General features: G+C 54.1%; 17 protein-coding genes. 9 read left to right on the top strand and 8 right to left on the bottom strand.

What is annotated here, in order from left to right:
• Positions 1-15 precede the first annotated feature (15 nt).
• Positions 16-1,221 carry a 3-oxoadipyl-CoA thiolase gene (gene pcaF, locus TRICHSKD4_RS24020; protein WP_009759837.1) on the top strand — a complete coding sequence of 402 codons (1,206 nt, stop codon included), beginning with the start codon at positions 16-18 and terminating at the stop codon, positions 1,219-1,221.
• Between the two features lie 254 nt (positions 1,222-1,475).
• Positions 1,476-1,628, top strand: a complete 153-nt coding sequence (locus TRICHSKD4_RS30980) for a hypothetical protein (protein ID WP_009759836.1) — start codon at positions 1,476-1,478, stop codon at positions 1,626-1,628.
• Here TRICHSKD4_RS30980 and TRICHSKD4_RS24015 read toward each other — a convergent pair.
• Positions 1,622-2,005 (bottom strand): hypothetical protein, encoded by a 384-nt coding sequence (locus tag TRICHSKD4_RS24015; protein WP_009759835.1) that lies wholly within the window; start codon positions 2,003-2,005, stop codon positions 1,622-1,624. The two genes, TRICHSKD4_RS30980 and TRICHSKD4_RS24015, sit on opposite strands and share 7 nt — an antisense overlap.
• Before the next feature lie 302 nt (positions 2,006-2,307).
• On the opposite strand from TRICHSKD4_RS24015, the gene TRICHSKD4_RS24010 reads away from it, so the two are divergent.
• The 4 genes from TRICHSKD4_RS24010 to TRICHSKD4_RS23995 all read left to right on the top strand — a co-directional run bounded on the left by TRICHSKD4_RS24010 (position 2,308) and on the right by TRICHSKD4_RS23995 (position 9,080).
• Positions 2,308-2,859 (top strand): PadR family transcriptional regulator, encoded by a 552-nt coding sequence (locus tag TRICHSKD4_RS24010; RefSeq protein ID WP_009759834.1) that lies wholly within the window; start codon positions 2,308-2,310, stop codon positions 2,857-2,859.
• Positions 2,860-2,883: 24 nt separating this feature from the next.
• Complete coding sequence (locus tag TRICHSKD4_RS24005; protein ID WP_009759833.1) at positions 2,884-3,987, top strand: efflux RND transporter periplasmic adaptor subunit; 1,104 nt, start codon at positions 2,884-2,886, stop codon at positions 3,985-3,987.
• Entirely contained in the window at positions 3,984-8,018 is a 4,035-nt protein-coding gene (locus TRICHSKD4_RS30425; protein ID WP_009759832.1) for an efflux RND transporter permease subunit, read from the top strand. Before TRICHSKD4_RS24005 ends, TRICHSKD4_RS30425 begins: the two co-directional genes overlap by 4 nt.
• Before the next feature lie 114 nt (positions 8,019-8,132).
• Positions 8,133-9,080 (top strand): helix-turn-helix domain-containing GNAT family N-acetyltransferase, encoded by a 948-nt coding sequence (locus TRICHSKD4_RS23995; protein ID WP_009759831.1) that lies wholly within the window; start codon positions 8,133-8,135, stop codon positions 9,078-9,080.
• Between the two features lie 11 nt (positions 9,081-9,091).
• Here the strand turns inward: TRICHSKD4_RS23995 and TRICHSKD4_RS23990 are convergent, their stop codons facing one another.
• The 4 genes from TRICHSKD4_RS23990 to TRICHSKD4_RS23975 form a co-directional block, all read right to left on the bottom strand.
• Positions 9,092-9,613, bottom strand: coding sequence for a GNAT family N-acetyltransferase (locus TRICHSKD4_RS23990; protein ID WP_009759830.1), 522 nt, complete (start codon positions 9,611-9,613; stop codon positions 9,092-9,094).
• Positions 9,614-9,634: 21 nt separating this feature from the next.
• Positions 9,635-10,537, bottom strand: coding sequence for a phosphatidylcholine/phosphatidylserine synthase (locus TRICHSKD4_RS23985; RefSeq protein ID WP_009759829.1), 903 nt, complete (start codon positions 10,535-10,537; stop codon positions 9,635-9,637).
• A gap of 10 nt (positions 10,538-10,547) precedes the next feature.
• A complete protein-coding gene (locus TRICHSKD4_RS23980) occupies positions 10,548-11,252 on the bottom strand; it encodes a phosphatidylserine decarboxylase (protein WP_009759828.1) in 705 nt (234 codons plus the stop codon).
• A 142-nt stretch (positions 11,253-11,394) separates the two neighbouring features.
• Complete coding sequence (locus TRICHSKD4_RS23975) at positions 11,395-12,345, bottom strand: LysR family transcriptional regulator (RefSeq protein ID WP_009759827.1); 951 nt, start codon at positions 12,343-12,345, stop codon at positions 11,395-11,397.
• A gap of 97 nt (positions 12,346-12,442) precedes the next feature.
• On the opposite strand from TRICHSKD4_RS23975, the gene TRICHSKD4_RS23970 reads away from it, so the two are divergent.
• Positions 12,443-12,646 (top strand): hypothetical protein, encoded by a 204-nt coding sequence (locus tag TRICHSKD4_RS23970; RefSeq protein ID WP_009759826.1) that lies wholly within the window; start codon positions 12,443-12,445, stop codon positions 12,644-12,646.
• Between the two features lie 4 nt (positions 12,647-12,650).
• Here TRICHSKD4_RS23970 and TRICHSKD4_RS23965 read toward each other — a convergent pair whose 3' ends face one another.
• The 3 genes from TRICHSKD4_RS23965 to TRICHSKD4_RS23960 form a co-directional block, all read right to left on the bottom strand.
• Positions 12,651-14,606, bottom strand: coding sequence for an ABC transporter ATP-binding protein/permease (locus TRICHSKD4_RS23965; protein ID WP_009759825.1), 1,956 nt, complete (start codon positions 14,604-14,606; stop codon positions 12,651-12,653).
• Complete coding sequence (locus TRICHSKD4_RS29715) at positions 14,599-14,934, bottom strand: metalloregulator ArsR/SmtB family transcription factor (RefSeq protein WP_083782864.1); 336 nt, start codon at positions 14,932-14,934, stop codon at positions 14,599-14,601. Before TRICHSKD4_RS29715 ends, TRICHSKD4_RS23965 begins: the two co-directional genes overlap by 8 nt.
• 223 nt (positions 14,935-15,157) lie before the next feature.
• Entirely contained in the window at positions 15,158-16,855 is a 1,698-nt protein-coding gene (locus TRICHSKD4_RS23960; RefSeq protein WP_040617384.1) for a LysM peptidoglycan-binding domain-containing protein, read from the bottom strand.
• A gap of 211 nt (positions 16,856-17,066) precedes the next feature.
• On the opposite strand from TRICHSKD4_RS23960, the gene TRICHSKD4_RS23955 reads away from it, so the two are divergent.
• A complete protein-coding gene (locus TRICHSKD4_RS23955) occupies positions 17,067-17,684 on the top strand; it encodes a TIGR00730 family Rossman fold protein (RefSeq protein ID WP_009759821.1) in 618 nt (205 codons plus the stop codon).
• A gap of 121 nt (positions 17,685-17,805) precedes the next feature.
• A partial coding sequence (locus TRICHSKD4_RS30975) for a response regulator (RefSeq protein WP_040617383.1) occupies positions 17,806-18,474 on the top strand: 669 nt, incomplete at its 3' end.

Genomic DNA, 18,474 nt, shown 5'->3' with positions numbered 1-18,474 from the left:
TGGGGAGACAATTTCATGCGTCACGCATTCATTTGCGATTATGTCCGCACACCAATTGGCCGGTTCGGCGGCTGTCTGTCATCTGTTCGCGCAGATGACTTGGGCTCCATACCCATCGAAGCCCTGATGGAACGCAATTCCGGCGTGAATTGGGAAGCCTTGGATGAGGTCTATTACGGCTGCGCAAACCAGGCTGGTGAAGACAATCGCAATGTGGCGCGCATGTCCGCCCTGTTGGCAGGCCTGCCTGATGCCGTGCCCGGCACGACTATAAACCGCCTGTGTGGTTCAGGTATGGACGCAATTATCTTGGCCGCCCGCGGGATTATCGCGGGCGAAATGGACATCGTAATTGCCGGCGGTGTGGAAAGCATGTCGCGCGCTCCTTTTATTCTGCCAAAAGCGGACACGCCTTTCAGCCGCAATGCAGAAATTCATGACACCACGATTGGCTGGCGCTTCGTAAATCCGCTCATGAAACGCCAATACGGCATCGATTCCATGCCGGAAACCGCTGAAAACGTCGCCGAAGACTTCAATGTCTCTCGCGCGGATCAGGATGCCTTCGCTCACCGCAGTCAACAACGCGCCGGAAAAGCCATGGAAAGCGGCCGGTTCAAATCCGAAATCGTTCCCGTGACGATCCCCCAGCGTAAGGGCGACCCCAAAATCATAGAAACAGATGAGCACCCTCGCCCGGAAACAACGCTTGAGGCACTTGGCAAATTACGCACACCGTTCCGCGAAAACGGGTCAGTCACAGCCGGAAACGCATCTGGTGTCAATGACGGCTCAGCAGCGCTTCTGATCGCCAGCGAAGCTGCGGTTGAAAAATACGGCCTGACCCCAATTGCTCGGGTCACAGGCGGCGCGACCGCAGGTGTCCCTCCACGGATCATGGGCATTGGCCCTGCCCCTGCAACGCGCAAGCTCTGTGCTCGTCTCGGCATTACGCCGTCTGATTTTGATGTCGTGGAATTGAATGAAGCCTTTGCAGCCCAAGGGATTGCAGTCCTTCGCGACCTTGGTCTTCCTGAAGACGCAGAGCATATCAACCCGAACGGCGGAGCGATTGCACTAGGCCATCCGCTTGGCGCTTCTGGTGCCCGGATCACGGGAACGGCAGCATTGGAAATGAAGGTACGAGGTGGAAAACGCGCGCTGGCGACCATGTGCATCGGCGTCGGCCAAGGCATATCAATCGCCCTGGAAGCGGTTTGAACTGAATTATTATGCCCGGTCGCCCCATGCCGCGACCGGGCAACAGACCCTACACATGAATCAAAACACGAGAATACTTGCATAGAACATTGTTTTTAATAACTTTCTAAATTCGGCAACAGGAAGCCATTCGGCTGATTTGGACCAAAAGAAAAAAATCACACAGAAAGATCAAATTTTATCGACCAGCTTTTCGGGGATTTAGAACTTCCTCGCTAAAACACTCGCAATAATTCGAATGCGAGGAAATAATAATGAAAGCCTCTTCAGCTGGTTTCATCTGCCTTTTTCTGTCAGCGGGACTGATGATCACCGCGAGCATTGCTCAACCGTCATCGGCAAATGACAAGGCATTTGTCATGGCAAAACCATCGGCAATTGGGCCGATGGAAGTCGTCACTCACTGACGAATACGGGCGGGCACGAGAGCTGGCTGTGAGCCAAACGGTAAGCTGTCGATATGATTCCGTGTTCCGCCACCACCACTAATATCTTTGCTGTCATCACGGAGCATCATCACAGCAGTCCCCATCACGACAGACCCGATGGTGATCACTAGGGCAAATGCCAACATCACAACCGGTAAAACAGGATCATCCGCGTTCATGACAAGCGTGCGAAGGTTTCCAATGTTGCTGAAGAATATTCCGCCAAGCAACAGCCCGGATATGCCGACACCGATCAGGCCATTGATATAGAGTAGCCTGAGTAACGGATTGCTCGGGCCACGGATAAAAGCCGGAAGTTTCAGGATCGTTTTGTACCCTTTGGTTCCGAATTTCATTTCCGACCTCCTACCTGCCTAAATTCTAACTTACTTTCTACGCTCCTCAGAGTGCGCAGATCAGCGCAGCCATCCTACATCCGTCAGTTTGTCGGAGTTGCACTGACGACTCGGTTACCAAACATTACCGTATTGTAATTTTTTCGCGCCTCTCCTCTTGAGATATATCGATCCAATATATAGATACGATATATATCGTACATGCATATGGCACTCGCCTTATTTAGTCTGATGGGTCCGATGCACCAGTTTCAGGTCTGACCAATGATCACTAGACCAAGCGCGCAAAAAGGACTGTCCGCATGAGCGTCAGAACCCTTTGCCTTGCGATACTGACCTTCGGAGACGCAACCGGTTACGAAATCCGGAAAGAATCTACAGAAGGGCGCTTCAGCTATTTTGACGACGCATCCTTTGGCTCCATCTATCCGGCCCTTGCGCGTCTGGAAGCCGACGGCATGGTGACCGTTCGCGAAGAACAGCAGCAGGGCAAACCCGCTCGAAAAGTCTATTCCATCACGGAAGCCGGTCGTGATGAGTTCCTCGCATCCCTTTGCGAGCCACAGGCCGCCGACACTTTTAAATCCCCCTTTCTGCTCATCGCCCTTTACGCGAAAGACCTTGGCCCGGATGTCATCCGGCGCGCTCTGGACCGCCGTAAAGAGCAAGTGCTTGCAGAACTGAAGATGCTGGAAGACTGCGGCGATGAGCCGCCGCACCCGGGATCAAACTGGATACGCGATTACGGTCGCGCCTACATGACATTCACTCTGGCTTATCTGGACAAGCATGGTGAACACCTCATCCGCATCGCAAGCGGTGAAGGCGATGTTCAGCAAGAAGCTGCCGAATAGCCGAGATATCTACCGGAGTTACAAATGCGTTTGAATTTTTCATATGTGCTGGCAGCCGGTCTTGCTGTCGGAATTGGATATTGGATGTACAGCGGCGAAGTTGTGATTGGCGGCGTCGGCGACAGCGCTCATGCAACACCGCCGCCCGCAGCGCGGGCACAAGAGACACAGGCTGATCTGTTTCGGGTGAAAGTTCAAAAGCTGACGGCACAAGATCGCAAGGCTGTGTTGGAAATCCGCGGCCGAACTGAGGCTGAAGCGATGGTTGCCGTTCGTGCGGAAACCAAAGGCAACGTGGTTCACCGCCCGGCAACCGAGGGCGCCGAAGTGGCAGCAGGCGACATTCTATGCCAGCTGGACAAGGGCACCCGCGAAGCCAAACTGCTGGAAGCCAAAGCCAATCTGGCTCAAGCGGAACTGGACCATGACGCGGCCAGCCAGCTGGTAACGAAAGGCTTCACAGCGCAAACGAGAGCTGCAGCCGTGAAGGCTCAACTCGACGCAGCTCATGCCCGCGTCAAGGAAGCGAAATTGGAACTTGACCGGACAATTATCCGCGCTCCCATCACAGGCACGGTCCAAAGCTCAATGGCGAATGTCGGTGACTATCTACAAGGCGGCGACGTTTGCGCGACCGTCGTGAAATCCGACCCGCTGATCGCGATAGGTCAGGTATCCGAAATCAATGTCGCTCGCATTTCCGTTGGCATGGAAGCCGATGTTGAACTGATTACCGGCCAAAAGATGCAAGGCAAGGTGCGCTACATTTCGCCAGCAGCTGACGCAGACACACGCACCTTCCGCATTGAGGTGGAACTGCCGAATGAAGACGGCAAGGCGCGTGATGGGGTGACAGCGACCACCCGATTGCCCCTTCCCGCACAGCGCGCCCACAAGATCACACCGGCCTTCCTGACACTTAATGATAATGGGCAGGTCGGAATTCGCGCCGTTGATGAAAATGACCGTACCGTGTTCTACCCCGTTGAAATTCTTGGCGGAGAGCCAGACGGCACGTGGATTGGCGGACTTCCGGAAGAAGTCACCGCCATCGTTGTCGGACAAGATTATGTCAAGGACGGCCAGAAGGTCTCTCCTGTATTTGAAATGGCCGAGGTGGCCCAATGATATCGATGCTTGAAGACGTCCTGCGACGTCCCAAAACTGTTTTCGTTTTGATGCTGGCGCTGATTGCCGCTGGCGTCATGACCTATATTTCCATCCCGAAGGAAAGTGACCCGGACATTGATGTCCCAGTGTTTTACGTCTCCATTGCACAGCAGGGCATTTCGCCTGAGGACGCGGAGCGCCTTCTCGTTCGCCCCATGGAGACAGAACTTCGCGGTCTCGATGGGCTGAAAGAAATCACGGCAATAGCCTCTGAAGGCCATGCCGGGATCGTTCTGGAATTCGACATCTCGTTCAACAAGGACGAGGCGCTGGCGGATGTCCGCGACAAAGTGGATCAAGCAAAAGGCGAACTGCCGGAAGATGCGGAAGAACCGACCATCTCGGAGACAAACTTCGCACTTGTTCCGGTCATGTGGGTTTCACTCTCTGGTAATGTTCCAGAACGAACCCTTTATCAGCATGCACGCCGTTTGAAAGACCTGATCGAAGCCGTTGATACGGTTCGCTCTGCAGACCTTTCAGGTCACCGCGAGGAGATGCTTGAAGTCCTGATCGACACACAGAAACTTGAAGCTTACTCGATCACTCAAGCAGAACTGTTCAACACGCTGACCGCCAACAACCGACTGGTTCCTGCCGGTTTTCTGGATGGTGGCACGGGCCGGTTTAACGTCAAGGTTCCTGGTCTTGTCGAAACAGCTGCAGACATCTACTCTCTGCCCATCAAGCAAAGCGGTGAAGGCGTTGTAACGCTCTCCGACATTGCTGACATTCGCAGAACCTTCAAAGATGCCAGCGCCTACACACGGGTGAATGGCGAGCCGGCAATTGCGCTGCAGATCACCAAGCGCATCGGCACCAACATCATCGAAAACAACAATGCGGTCCGCGCCGTTGTCGAAAACGCGTCCAAGGACTGGCCCGACTCAATCAACGTCAACATCATGCTGGATTCGTCCTCGAACATTTTCGAGATTCTCGGCTCCTTGCAATCTTCCATTCTGACCGCGATTTTCCTTGTTATGATCCTGGTGCTTGCCGCACTTGGATTGCGATCTGCCTTGCTGGTTGGCCTTGCTATTCCAACGTCCTTCATGGTCGGCTTCCTGATCCTTGGGGGCATTGGGTACACGGTCAACATCATGGTGATGTTCGGCCTTGTGCTAACCGTTGGCCTCTTGGTCGACGGCGCAATCGTGATGACCGAATATGCTGACCGCAAGGTTCAGGACGGCATGGAAGACCGCGAAGCGTACATTCGCGCAGCCAAGCTCATGTTCTGGCCGATTGTCTCATCTACGGCGACGACGCTCGTGGCGTTCCTGCCCATGCTGCTCTGGCCGGGTGTCGCCGGGGAGTTCATGAGCTATCTGCCGATTATGGTGATCATCGTTCTGACCGCTTCGCTCGTGACTGCCATGGTGTTCATCCCGGTCACAGGCGGCGTAATGGCCCTCACTACCAAGTGGGTTCAGAGGAACGCAACATGGCTGCTGGCCCTTGTTACAGCTGCTGCTGTTGCCGGTATCACTGCTCCTGCAACCGCCCTGCCAGAAACGTTCTCGATCATCGGTCTTCTGGCCACCGTTGCCGCCTTCCTGATCGCGGGAATTGGATCCTTCTTCGTCCTGCGTCCCTTCGTGCGCTGGCGTCAACGTGCCGCTGCTCGAAAGATCGAGGAAGAAGAAGCTCGCCCGGCTAAACTCTACAAGCGCGCAACCTTTGTCAGCTTTGCATCAGAGATCCTGGCTGTTGTGCTCGCCGTATTCTTCGGCCTCTCACTGCTTGAAAAGACCCCGGCGCTTTTGAGCAACACATCCACTGGCACCCTCAACCTCATCAACGCCGCAATTGGTCAAAACGGAAAACAGCTGCCGCTTATCGTGGGCGACATCTTCACATACTTCCTGATCGCGTTGACCGTGGCGGCAACAATCTGGGCACTCGTTGTCCTGTTCAAACCGGTTGTCTGGCTTCTGGAGACCGTATTTGCATGGCTTGGCAACAAGATTGCCTCATTGTTCGGACGCACTCCAAAAGCCCCTGCAAAAGACAAGGCCTGGCACTTCAACCCGCTGGAAGTGCCGGGAGCGACCGGCTACTACATCCGCCGACTGGACCTTTTGGCCCGGAACCCGGTTGGCAACTTGGTCGCCCTTGGGCTTCTGGTTGTCGGCTGTATGTCCATCGTTCAAGCCTTCATGGCCAACCCAACGGGCGTTGAGTTCTTCGTGGATGAAGAGCCTGATCAGGCCGTCGTGCTTGTGTCCGGTCGAGGCAACATCTCAGCCGCTGAATCCCTTGCCATTGTGCAGGACGTTGAAAAAATCGTTCTCAACATTGAAGGTATCAAAAACGTCGTAACTGTTGCCAAAGCCCCCGGTGGTGGTGGCGGTGGCGTGTCCCTTGGCGGCGTTCAGGACAAGCCCGGCGATGTCATTGGTGAGCTGCAGCTGGAGCTCGCCGATTTCTGTTGTCGCCGCGAGTACAAACAAATTGCTGCAGATATTCGGACGCTGACCGCCTCGCTGCCCGGCATAAAGGTTGAGCCGCGCAAGATCGAAGGCGGCCCTCCGACCGGCAAGGACGTTCAGCTGGAACTGAAATCCACCAATTACGACACGTTGGTTGAAAACGTTGCTCGTGTCCGCGCGCATCTAGACCAGATGGAAGGCTTGATGGATCAGGAGGACGACCGTCCCCTGCCCGGCATCGAGTGGCGTCTGGATATTGACCGCGAACAAGCTGCTCGTTTTCAGGCGGATATTGCCTCTGTCGGCAACATGGTTCAGCTCGTTACAAACGGCGTTATGATTGGCAAATACCGCCCATCCGACTCCGAGGACGAAGTCGATATCCGCGTTCGTCTACCGGAAGACCAGCGGAGCGTTGATCGCTTCGATCAGCTGCGCCTGCAAACACCGCTCGGGCTCGTGCCTTTGGCAAATTTCGTCGATCGTAGTCCAGCGCAGAAAGTGTCCGAAATCGTTCGCCGCGACGGCTTGTATTCCATGATGGTGAAAGCCAGTGTCGACCCGACATCTGGAGCTACTCCGGATGACAAGGTGAAGGAACTGCAAGCATGGCTCGACACGCAAACCTGGCCGGAGAATGTGTTCCTGCAATTCCGCGGCGCTGATGAAGATCAGAAGGAATCAGGTGAATTCCTGATAAAGGCGATGGTCGCATCGCTCTTCCTGATGTTCCTGATTTTGCTGACGCAGTACAACTCCTTCTACCAGACATTCCTCACCCTCTCCACGGTGGTGCTGTCAGTCTTTGGCGTTCTGCTTGGCATGCTTCTGACTGGTCAGAAATTCTCCATCATCATGACGGGAACGGGTGTCGTGGCACTGGCCGGTATCGTGGTGAACAACGCCATTGTTCTCATCGACACCTATAACCGCTTCCGCGGGGATGGGCTGGAACCGTTGGATGCGATCCTGAAAACTGCAAGTCAGCGTCTGCGTCCAATTCTACTGACGACCGTCACCACCATCGCTGGCTTGATCCCGATGGCAACGAAGATCAACTTTGATTTCTTCAATCAGGTCACAGCCTATGGCGGGATCACAGCGGTCTGGTGGGTTCAGTTGTCGACGGCTGTCATTGCAGGCTTGGCCTTCTCCACCTTCCTGACGCTGATCGTAGTGCCAGTCGCCATTGCGATGCCAAGCGTTTGGTTAAGGTTGTTCAGAGCAGTTTGGAACTGGCTCCAAACACACTTCCAGAACCGGTCTTCTGAACTTGCTGTTGCTGGAGCTGCCGTAGTTATGAACGAGGCAGATATTGAGGGAATTGCACCGGTTGAAGAAACCATTCCCGAAGCAGCCGAAACAACACCTGGAGTGCAAATCCGATCCGAAGAAGAAGGTCATTCAGATACAGGTGCCACCTCAGAAACACCCGCCCCAGAAGACGTAAGAAAAACAGGTGGAGGCGAACGCCCCTCTGCAGAGGTGGTTCAGATGACCAAACCGGCAAAACCGAAGGAGCCGCCAAGCTCACTTCCGGAAGCTGCTGAATAACTTCAGAAAAAGAAAATCGAGACCGCCGGATATCTCCGGCGGTTTTTTGTTGCGGCCATCGCAGCTAATCGCTACTCACATAGTTGCATTATACAACTAAATGAGTAATTCACCATGTCTGCTGTTTCTGACACCATTGTTTCTAACATCCGTGCAGCCTCGCGCCATCTGGTTCGCGGGCTGGGCTTCTTGGACAAGACGATCGCCGGAACGGACCTCTCTGCCTCTTCGGTTCACGCCATATTGGAGATTGGGCTTACACCCGGACTGACAGCGCGTGAGCTTGGTGAGCGCCTCAAGCTGGAAAAATCAACAGTCAGCCGGATGCTAAAAGGCCTCGATAAGCGCGGTGCGCTCATTGTAAAGGCTGTTGAAAGTGATGGTCGCTCGCAAGCACTACACCTCAGCAATGAGGGGCACCTCCTCTTTTCTGAAATCGACGCATTTGGGGACGATCAAGTACGACGGGCCCTGAGTGTTCTGGATGATCCGTCTCCTGTAGCTGTTGCGGAAGCCCTCACCGCCTATTCAGAAGCCTTGATGCCGAAGACGACCGAACAGTTAATGGCAACGGATAACACAATCGTTGAAGGCTATCAGACCGGCATGATTGGCGATATTGCAGCCCTACATGCGCGAACACATGGCCCGATCATCGGCATGGGGCCTACATTTGAAAGCGTCGTTTCAGCTGCAATGGCTGAATTCATGACTCGCATTGAAAATACGACAAACAACAGCTGGAGCCTCCTGGATGGCTCTAAGGTCATCGGGTCCATCAGTATTGATGGCGAAGACCTAAAGGGAAATATAGCGCATTTGCGCTGGTTTATTCTGTCTGAGAAACTGCGTGGCCGTGGTTGGGGTCGCGTACTACTGCACAAAGCGCTCAATCATTGTGACCATCATGGCTTCGACGAAATCCACCTTTGGACTTTAAAAGGGCTCGACGCTGCGCGCACGCTTTATGAGAAAAACGGATTTGAGCTGGCAGACGAGTATGCCGGTGATCAGTGGGGCAAGGCCGTCACGGAGCAAAAATTCGTACGTAAACGGCCTTAAGCCCGCGCATTTTACTCGCCCCAAAGGGCTGCCGATTGCCACGGGCCGGGCACAACAAGCTGGCCTGTAAGTGGCTCCCCGTCATCTAGCATTTGCCATTGCCAAGCAGCCAGCCACTCTTCGGGCAATGGGTAAGGCGCTTCGATAGCGGCAGAAGGTTTAAAACCGGATCGAGCGTAATATGCTGGGTCACCAAGAACGAGAACCTGGCGCGTACCACTCTTGTGCGCTTCTTCCATCCCAGCCTTGATCAAGGCAGATCCAATAACTTGTTTGTGAAGCATCGGGGTTACACAAAGCGGCCCGAGCAATGAAGCTTTTTCATCGCTTCCACTCACGCCACAGGGTGTGAAAACAACATGGCCGACGATTTGACCGTCTTTAGCTGCCGCAAGAGAGATGACCGGCGTTGGCCCACCCACCAATTCACGAACCAGCGATACCAAGTCCTCTTCTGGAAAAGCTGCCAGATAAAGCGTTTCCAGCGCTTCAATATCCGCTGGATTGGTCGAACGAATGTCAAAGTCGCTCATGTTTGCCCCTCAAAAAGACAGTCAGTCATCATCACCCTTGTTACGCTCACCAATGCTGTCGAGGTCCACTTCCTCTCCGTCGTCCTCATCAGCTTCGCAAACCGCGCAATCCTCGCCTTTGACGCATTTGCGGTGCGCTCGCCAGGCAAACGGAATGGATACAAGGTAGGCCAGCGAACAAACCGCGAGTACCTTGAACGGATAACTAACGGTCAGTGCGACGATCAAAACAGTGAGCACGATCAGTGGCAGGACGAGATCGCGGCGAATGCGCGTGCCCAGCGTTTTGCCAGAATAGGTCGGAATTCGGCTGACCATCAAAAAGCCGATCAGCAACACGTAAATTGCTATCGGCCCAGCAAACTCGGGCCATTGCGGCAGAAAGCCGAGAAATGAGAGATAAAGTGGCACCAATACGGTCAGCGCGGCAGCCGGGGCTGGAACGCCTGTAAAGAAATTTGCCGCCCAAGCAGGTTTGTTCGGATCATCAAGCGCCACATTGAACCGGGCAAGGCGGAGCGACATGGAGATGGCATAGACCAGAGCAGCGATCCAGCCGAGATTGCCCATCTCATGCAAAATCCAGACATAGAGCATGATCGCAGGAGTCACACCGAAATTGACAAAGTCGGCAAGGCTGTCGAGCTCGGCGCCGAAACGCGATGTTCCCTTCAAAAGCCGCGCAACACGGCCATCGACCGCATCCAGAACAGCTGCAACCAGAACTGCCCCAACCGCAAACTCCCAACGTCCTTCAAACGCCATGCGGATGGCTGTGAGTCCTGAACACAGGGCCAACAATGTCACCATATTCGGCAGGATTACTCGAATAGGCACTTTGCCAAACCGACGTCGGCGCTTGTCCGAAGGCGCACCTTGCGAGCTCGCGTTTTTGTTGTTGGCCTGTTCTGTTGAAGCGCTCACCTTCTAATCCTTACCCCACCCGTGTGACTGGCTGGGTGTCTGACTTTGTCTCGTTCAAGTCGGCCAAAATGGTTTCTCCAGCAATCATGGTCTGACCAAGAAAAACCTTCGGCTGGACGTTTTCTGGTAAATAGACATCAAGGCGGGAGCCGAAGCGGATCAGGCCAAAACGCTCACCCGCCGACAGGGTTTCCCCTTCGCGCACAAAACAGACGATCCGGCGTGCAACAAGCCCTGCGATTTGGACAACACCGATCTTCTGATCGCCATTTTCGATCACAAGGCCATTGCGCTCATTGTGTTCGCTCGCCTTGTCCAGTTCTGCGTTCAGAAACTTTCCGGCAATATAGGCAATCCGCGTGATTTTGCCATCCATCGGCGCGCGGTTCACATGCACGTTGAACACATTCATGAAAATAGAAACGCGCATCATTGGCTCGTCGCCGAGGTCCAGTTCTTTGGGAGGCAAAACCGGACCACAGTGACTGACGACACCATCAGCCGGTGAAATGATCAAACCGTCACCAATGGGCGTCACACGCGGCGGATCGCGGAAGAAGTAACAAACCCATCCGGTCAGCGCCGAACCGATCCAGAACAGCGGGTCTATGAACCAGCCAACAACGATGGTTGCAACAAATGCAATGGCAATGAACGGCCAACCTTCACGGTGAATTGGAACAAAGGCCTTGGTAACGGAATCGACGATCGACATTTCACAGTCCTGCAAGCGGCAACAGTTGCGAAGGTTCACGGCAACGCTGCCCGATAACAATGGGATCTACGCAGCGCGTGCGCTTGATCTTTCCCTCGCTTCTAGTGGCTTTTCATGCCGCTGAGAACACCTTTTGCGGGCATTATGCTGATTTTGCCGCACTCTCAACAACTGCGCTCTTGCGCGCAAGGCGATAGTCCGTCTCCCAATATGGCGGACGCCCGTATTTCGAGATCAAAAAATCAACAAAAGCACTGACCTTGGGGGCGAGAAATTTCGCCGGCGGATAAACCGCATAGATGTTACCGGTTCGGGTAATCGGGTAATCCATCATAACCTCGACAAGGCGGCCATCACGCAGGTCTTCCCATACATGAGCAGAGGATTTGACGGTTAGGCCGAGGCCATACAGCGCCGCCTCATAGGCAAAGTCGCCGCTGTCGCCCGAAATGACCGGATCATCGAGGTTAAACGCGATTTCCCCGTCTGGCCCAGAGAAATGCCAAACCGGCATTGGATCAAAGCCAATGTAATCGTGGTTCCGCAGGTCATCAGGAGAACAAGGTGCGCCTTTTCGCGCAATGTAGTCAGGGCTTGCACATAAAACGCGCGGATTCCCGCCAAGCTTACGTGCCATCAAGCTGGAATCAGGCAACGGCGCTCCGCGGATAGCCACATCGTAACCCTCGTTGACCAAATCAACCAAACGGTCCGACATGTCGATGTCGAGTTTCAAATCCGGGTAAAGCTGACGAAACTCCCCTAAATAGGGCAGAATGTGTTTTCTTCCGAAAAACACATTCGCCGAGATCCTCAACACACCGCGCGGGGCATCTTGTGCGGCGTCAATCGTCGAGCGTGCCTGGTCTATTTCCGAAAGCGCAGCCCGGGCATGTTCTAACATGATCTTGCCTGCTTCCGTCAGGCTCACCTGTCGGGTGGTGCGGGCCACTAGCTGACTGCCCAATTCCTTTTCAAGATTGGTCAATCGGCTGCTTGCCGCAGATGGTGACAGGCCAAACTCCCGTCCGGCTGCAGAGAGGCTGCCCAGTTCGGCAACACGAGTAAAAAAGTTCAGATCTTCAAGTCTCATTCTTCCAAATTATCGAAAGGTGACTTCAAGACAAGCCCAATTCTTCGAAAGATCGGAAAGAGCCATATTCAGCTCAACCAAACAACGGAGCTCGAAGATGACAAATCTGAACGACACACCGATCACCCTGACCCCAGAGCTGTTAGCCCACTATGATACCCGCGCCCGCACGCTGAGAAGCCAGTCGTTCTGGTCGTTGTTCCGCGCCCAGTCGCAGAAAACAGAAGAGCCTGCAAGCACACAACTCTGCCAGCCATGCAACGACAGCACGTTGGCAACTTCTTCGCCGCTCGCGGCCTGATCCGTCAGGAAAAGGTCGTGTCCGCCTTCGGTCCGCGGGTCACGATGCCCATATCATCGCTTTCCTTTGCGGCCCGGAGGCGTTCTTCTGCCTCGTCAGCTTCCCGTTGGCGTGTCCACATGGACGCATATAGCCCGCCAGCCTCCAGTAGCTCTGAGTGCGTGCCCCGTTCGGCGATTTCGCCGTCTTTCAACACGATGATTTGATCCGCATTGACCACAGTGGAAAGACGGTGTGCAATCACCAACGTGGTGCGGTTTCTGGAAACTTGATCCAGTGCTGTCTGAATTTCGCGTTCGGTATGGGTGTCGAGCGCAGAAGTCGCTTCGTCCAGTATGAGGATGGGCGGGGCTTTCAAAATCGTCCGGGCAATGGCGACACGTTGTTTCTCGCCGCCCGAGAGTTTCAGACCACGCTCCCCCACTTCCGTGTCATAGCCTTGCGGCAACGCCTCAATGAAGTCGTGGATTTGCGCCATACGCGCGGCTTCACGGATCTCATCGTCCGTGGCATCCGGGCGACCATAGCGGATGTTGTAAGCAATGGTGTCGTTAAAGAGCACAGTGTCCTGCGGCACCATCCCAATGGCTCCACGCACACTCTTTTGTGTCACATCGCGCACATCCTGCCCGTCAATCAACACCCCGCCGCCCGTGGCATCATAAAACCGGAACAACAGGCGCGAGATTGTCGACTTGCCCGCACCTGATGGCCCGACAATAGCGACCGACTTGCCTGCAGGCACTTCAAAATCAACACCCTTCAGAATTGGCCGATCCACGTCATAATGGAAATAGACATTCTGAAACTGAATGCGGCCTTCAACGGCCTTTAAGGGCTGCGCATCCGGCTTGTCCTCAATTTCAGTCGGAACCCCCAGCAAATCGAACATGGATTCGATATCGGCCAATCCCTGCCGGATCTCCCGATACAAGAAGCCTATGAAGTTCAGCGGGATAGAAATCTGCATCAAGAGCGCATTGATCAGAACAAAATCACCAATGGTCTGCTCCCCGGCCATTACAGCCCGTGCGGACAACACCATACAGGCGGCCATACCGATAACGAGAATGACTGTCTGACCAAGATTGAGCCAGGCCAGCGAGGTCCATGTTTTGGTCGCAGCCTTTTCATATCGTGCCATGGAGACATCAAACCGGCGGGCCTCCATGTCCTCATTGCCGAAATATTTAACCGTCTCAAAATTCAATAGGCTATCGATGGCTCTTGAATTCGCGTCCGTATCGCTTTGGTTCATCTCCCTCCGAATGGCAATCCGCCAATTGGATGCCTTTATGGTGAACCAGACATAAGCGACAATCATCAATGTGACGATCACCAGATAGCTGAACCCGAACTGATAAGAGATCACCGCCGCCATAATGGCAAACTCGAGGATCGTCGGGATGCCATTGAGAATCGTAAATCGGACAATCGATTCAATGCCTTTGACACCACGCTCGATGACCCGGCTCAGCCCTCCGGTTCGCCGCGACAAGTGAAAACGCAGCGACAATTGGTGCAAGTGGCGAAAGGTCAGGATCGATAGCTGTCGCACGGCATGTTGCCCAACCCGCGCGAACAACGCATCCCGAAGTTGGTTGAAGGCGACAGCCAGAACCCGTGCCAGATTGTAGGCCAGCACCAACATAACCGGCGCCACCAAATAAGGTGGCAAACCCGCAGTTGAGCCGGTCAGCGCATCTGACGCCCAGGCAAAGAAATAGGGCGACAGCACCGTGACAAATTTTGCCACAACCAGCGCCGCAATGGCCAAAAGAACGCGTTTTTTGAGATCGGGTCGGTTGGAAGGCCAGATATATGGCCAGAGGTTGGTGAGGGTCTGAAGCGTCGATCCCTCATCAGCACTGACAACTTTCTGCCCGGACGCACCGTTTTGAGAAGACTGAGCCTTGTTTGTATCTGACTGGGCTTTGTTCGATGCTGTTCGGTCAGTCAACCGCAATCTCCCTCATATGGTCCGGTGGCGTGTCACTGCTATCTATTGCCGCCATCGAAACATCCACCGTATCGGCAACGCTTTTCAGAAATTCGGCGGATGACCCGGCAACTTGCCGCAGCCGGTCGTTGTTCAACCTGTATTGGCAGGATCTGCCTTGAGATTGGCATATCAAGAGCCCCGCATCTTTAAGCACCTGCAGATGCTGCGAGACAGTAGATTGAGCGAGCGGCAATCGATTGACGATATCACCGCAGCAGGCACCGTTTTGAGAAGTCAGGCATCTTAAAATGGCAAGGCGGGCAGGATGCCCAAGAGCCCTGTAAATCTGCGCAAGGTCATTATACGCGGACTATCAAGGCACCCTGCCGTGCAAGAACTTGGCAGTCCCGCATCCATGCTGCGCCCTCTCCCACGGTCGCTTCATCGTTATTCATCGTAGATATGCGATGAATTTCCGCAAAGGCAAGGGCGTGGTATAAATAATTTGGTCAAAACAAAAAGAGCGCGCAAACAATGCGCGCTCCCGAAACAAGACATGTACGGAAAGCCTATTGTGTAGCTGTTTCGTCCGTTTTGTTTTCTTTCCAGCGAAGATCGTTTTCCGGTGTCAAAAACACTTGGCCCGGATAAATCAAATCGGGATTACGGATCTGTCCCTGATTGGCCTGATAGATGGTCGTATAGCGAATACCCTCACCATAAAGGCGGCGAGAAATCCGCCATAGGTTATCCCCCTTGCGGATGATCACGTTCGGCAGTGCTTTGGTCACACGCGCCCCGTCAGAGCCTTCCTGAGCCACTTCACCAGAGGCGATCACTTTTGTCAGAACGATCTGCTGGGGTGCTGCTTTCTCGAACGTTACAGCGGCGCGGGCTTCAACCTTGTCTGCCCCCTGCTCCACCAGATCCGCACGAACTTCCACATTGCCTTCTGCAATGTCCTCAGTTCCTTCCAGCAACCAACGACCAGAACTTGGGACCTCGGCCTCACCGGCAAACTTGTCGTCAACATAGACACGCACCTCGGAGCCCGGCTCGCCCGTGCCAGCGACAAAGACCTTACCCTTTTCGGATTCAACGGCTTCCACAGTGACCCGCGGCTGATCGGCACTCTCACTTGGCGCTCCGGATTCTGGCTGACCGGAAGCGTTTGCAATCTCAGTTGCCTCAACATTTGCAGCATCTGTGTCATTATCAGTCTGATTAACAGATGTTTCGCTAGAAGTTGTTTCGCCGGATGCAGATGTCACTGCACCACCAGCCGGAATTGCAGCCGGATCAACAGCCACAACCTCGCTGGTCTCGCCTTGCGAGGGACTGTCAGCCTGACCACTCTTCACCGCATTTGAGGCGAGAAGGTCTTTCGCTGACGAAACAACCCCATTAGCAGCAGTTTCGACACTCTCTGCCACATCCGTAGCAGCGCTGGAAGCTTCTGAAGCCACGGCCTCGGCACCTTCTCCAACGGTCTCCTCAACAGCTGCAACGGTGGTTTCAGCAGCATCTTCGACCTGCTCAACACCCGACGCCACAGTTTCCTTAAGGTCTTCAGCTGCCTCAACAACAGCTGATTTTGGCTCAGGCGTCTCGGCAGCCGCAACAGCGGTGTTCGGCTGTTCAGGCTTTTGCAAAATGCTGGACGGCGCGTCTGGTGAGTTCAAAACCACCAGCGGCTGATCCTGTCCCCCTTCAGGGATAGACACCACCAACCGTTCTGATGAAGCGGCTTTTGTCTCGCCGTCTTCGCTCTGCATCTCCAGAGCGACGTCATAGTCTCCCGGCCCCAACGGCTTGTCGAGAATTATGGTCCACTCGCCAGCACTATTGGCAACACCCTTGCCGACCACGTCTCCATTGGCCCTCAGCGCAACGATTGCACCTGCATCTGAGCGACCCGCAATCACGGCCTCTCCGGTCGGTTCAACACCCACCACATCAAAGGAAAGCGCATCGCCCTGATTTTCTCGGCGAGGGGCAGCCTCATCACCATCAGTCTGATCGCTTTGATCCGCGGATAGACCGTCTGAATTCGCTGCAACCTCAGTATTCGAAGACGTTGATCCATCGGAAGAAGCAGAAGAACCAGCAGCGGAATTTTCACCCGTCACAGTCTCGGTCTGCGAGGGTGCTTTAAGGGCAACTTCTTCTGGCGTTCCGTCTTGCCACTTGAAGTACCCCACTCCAATGGCCACCACAGCCACAACGGACGCGATCCCAAGTGCCCAGATTACGTTCTGCCTCATCATTTAATTCCCGGTGGAATGCGCAGTCAGCATATTCGGCGCGCTCCACTCCTCCTCGCATTTTCCACAATGGCCTATGGCCACCGAAGATCCAAAATTTCAACAAGCTGCCTAAACCAATAAACCCCTTTTAAACCCTGAGCAAGAAAGCAGAAGCCGTCACCAACTGCTGATCTATCTTGACCGCTGTCGCAGCCAGTGCCACACAGGATTCATGACAGAAAACACTCAAAAACGCCTTGCAAGCATCTGCGTCTATTGCGGTTCAAGCACAGGCGCAGCCCCCATCTACGAGGCGACAGCGGTCAGACTTGGTCAGATCCTTGCCGAAAACGACATTCGGCTGGTGTATGGCGGCGGGTCTATTGGGCTCATGGGCACCGTTGCCTCTGCAACGCTTAATGCTGGCGGCAAGGTGACCGGCATCATTCCCCGCTTCCTTGAAGAGCACGAAGTGATGTTGCGCGAGGTCGACGATTTGATCGTCACAGAGAACATGCATGAGCGCAAAATGCTGATGTTCCAAAAAGCAGATGCCTTTGTCGCCCTGCCCGGTGGCATAGGAACCTTGGAAGAAGTTGTGGAAATGATGACCTGGGCGCAGCTCGGGCAACACAAGAAGCCCGTCCTCCTGGCAAATACACACGGCTTTTGGTCCCCACTTCTGGAACTCCTCGATCACATGCGGGCTCAAGCCTTCATCCGACCGGAAACAGAAGTCCCTTATCTGGTGGCCGATAATATTGAAGACACTGTGTCCAAACTGCGCGAAGCCTGCAACAACATGGCAGCAAATACAGCCGACGACTGTGTGGAACTGTCCAAGTTCTAGAGCGCATCAACGTATTCAATAAATCAAAGCACCGATATTATTCTCGGTGCTTTTAATAACCTTTCGTTTGCCTCTTTAAGATACCGTTGCGTTAGTTGAGTACCAATCGGTGTCGAGTGCCATGCACAGTATCCTCCTCGTCGAAGACGCTTCGTTCTTCGAAAAAGCGGTCATGATGACCTTGAAAAACATCGAGGAAACCGATGTTTGCGTTGCACGAAGTTACAAGGAGGCAGAAGGCCTGCTTTCGTCCGGTAAGGTGCGTCCCTCTCTGGCTCTGGTTGATTTAACGCTGCCCGATGCCCGTGATGGCGAGATTGTTGATCTGGTCAAATCTCACGACATTCCGACAATTGTCTTCACCAGCCGCTACGCTGCGAACATTCGCAGGTCCGTCTATGGCAAAGGCATCATGGACTACATCGTGAAGGATAGCCCGAGCAGCCTCGACTATCTAGGCGAACTGATCCAGCAGTTGCGCAGCAATCCCGAAACCGGCGTTCTGGTTATCGACGATTCCAAACCAGCGCGAGAGTCCATCATCCGAGCGCTGAGAATGCACCGATATCAAACCTTCGAGGCGGCCTCCGCCGTTGAAGGACAAAAAATCCTTGAGGAAAATCCGCAAATCAAATTGCTACTGCTCGATTATGTGATGCCGGGTGAAGACGGATTTGCCTTTTTGAAAGCCCTTCGTCGCAAGTACGGTCGCGATGATCTCGCCATCCTTGGATTGTCCGGTATCGATGACGATGAAAATCGAATCCGGTTTCTGAAATACGGCGCGAAC

Origin of the sequence: Roseibium sp. TrichSKD4 (assembly GCF_000148725.1) — a bacterium.
Classification (GTDB): Bacteria; Pseudomonadota; Alphaproteobacteria; order Rhizobiales; family Stappiaceae; genus Roseibium.
The sequence above is the reverse complement of the archived record's forward strand: the minus strand, read 5'-3'. Positions and strand labels throughout refer to the sequence as shown.

Coding starts and splice junctions, on each gene's coding strand:
- TRICHSKD4_RS24005 (WP_009759833.1), top strand. CDS start 2,884: ATGCGTTTGAATTTTTCATATGTGCTGGCAGCCGGTCTTGCTGTCGGA.
- TRICHSKD4_RS24010 (WP_009759834.1), top strand. CDS start 2,308: ATGAGCGTCAGAACCCTTTGCCTTGCGATACTGACCTTCGGAGACGCA.
- TRICHSKD4_RS23960 (WP_040617384.1), bottom strand. CDS start 16,855: ATGATGAGGCAGAACGTAATCTGGGCACTTGGGATCGCGTCCGTTGTG.
- pcaF (WP_009759837.1), top strand. CDS start 16: ATGCGTCACGCATTCATTTGCGATTATGTCCGCACACCAATTGGCCGG.
- TRICHSKD4_RS24015 (WP_009759835.1), bottom strand. CDS start 2,005: ATGAAATTCGGAACCAAAGGGTACAAAACGATCCTGAAACTTCCGGCT.
- TRICHSKD4_RS23990 (WP_009759830.1), bottom strand. CDS start 9,613: ATGAGCGACTTTGACATTCGTTCGACCAATCCAGCGGATATTGAAGCG.
- TRICHSKD4_RS23970 (WP_009759826.1), top strand. CDS start 12,443: ATGACAAATCTGAACGACACACCGATCACCCTGACCCCAGAGCTGTTA.
- TRICHSKD4_RS30425 (WP_009759832.1), top strand. CDS start 3,984: ATGATATCGATGCTTGAAGACGTCCTGCGACGTCCCAAAACTGTTTTC.
- TRICHSKD4_RS23975 (WP_009759827.1), bottom strand. CDS start 12,345: ATGAGACTTGAAGATCTGAACTTTTTTACTCGTGTTGCCGAACTGGGC.
- TRICHSKD4_RS23980 (WP_009759828.1), bottom strand. CDS start 11,252: ATGTCGATCGTCGATTCCGTTACCAAGGCCTTTGTTCCAATTCACCGT.
- TRICHSKD4_RS23995 (WP_009759831.1), top strand. CDS start 8,133: ATGTCTGCTGTTTCTGACACCATTGTTTCTAACATCCGTGCAGCCTCG.
- TRICHSKD4_RS30980 (WP_009759836.1), top strand. CDS start 1,476: ATGAAAGCCTCTTCAGCTGGTTTCATCTGCCTTTTTCTGTCAGCGGGA.
- TRICHSKD4_RS23955 (WP_009759821.1), top strand. CDS start 17,067: ATGACAGAAAACACTCAAAAACGCCTTGCAAGCATCTGCGTCTATTGC.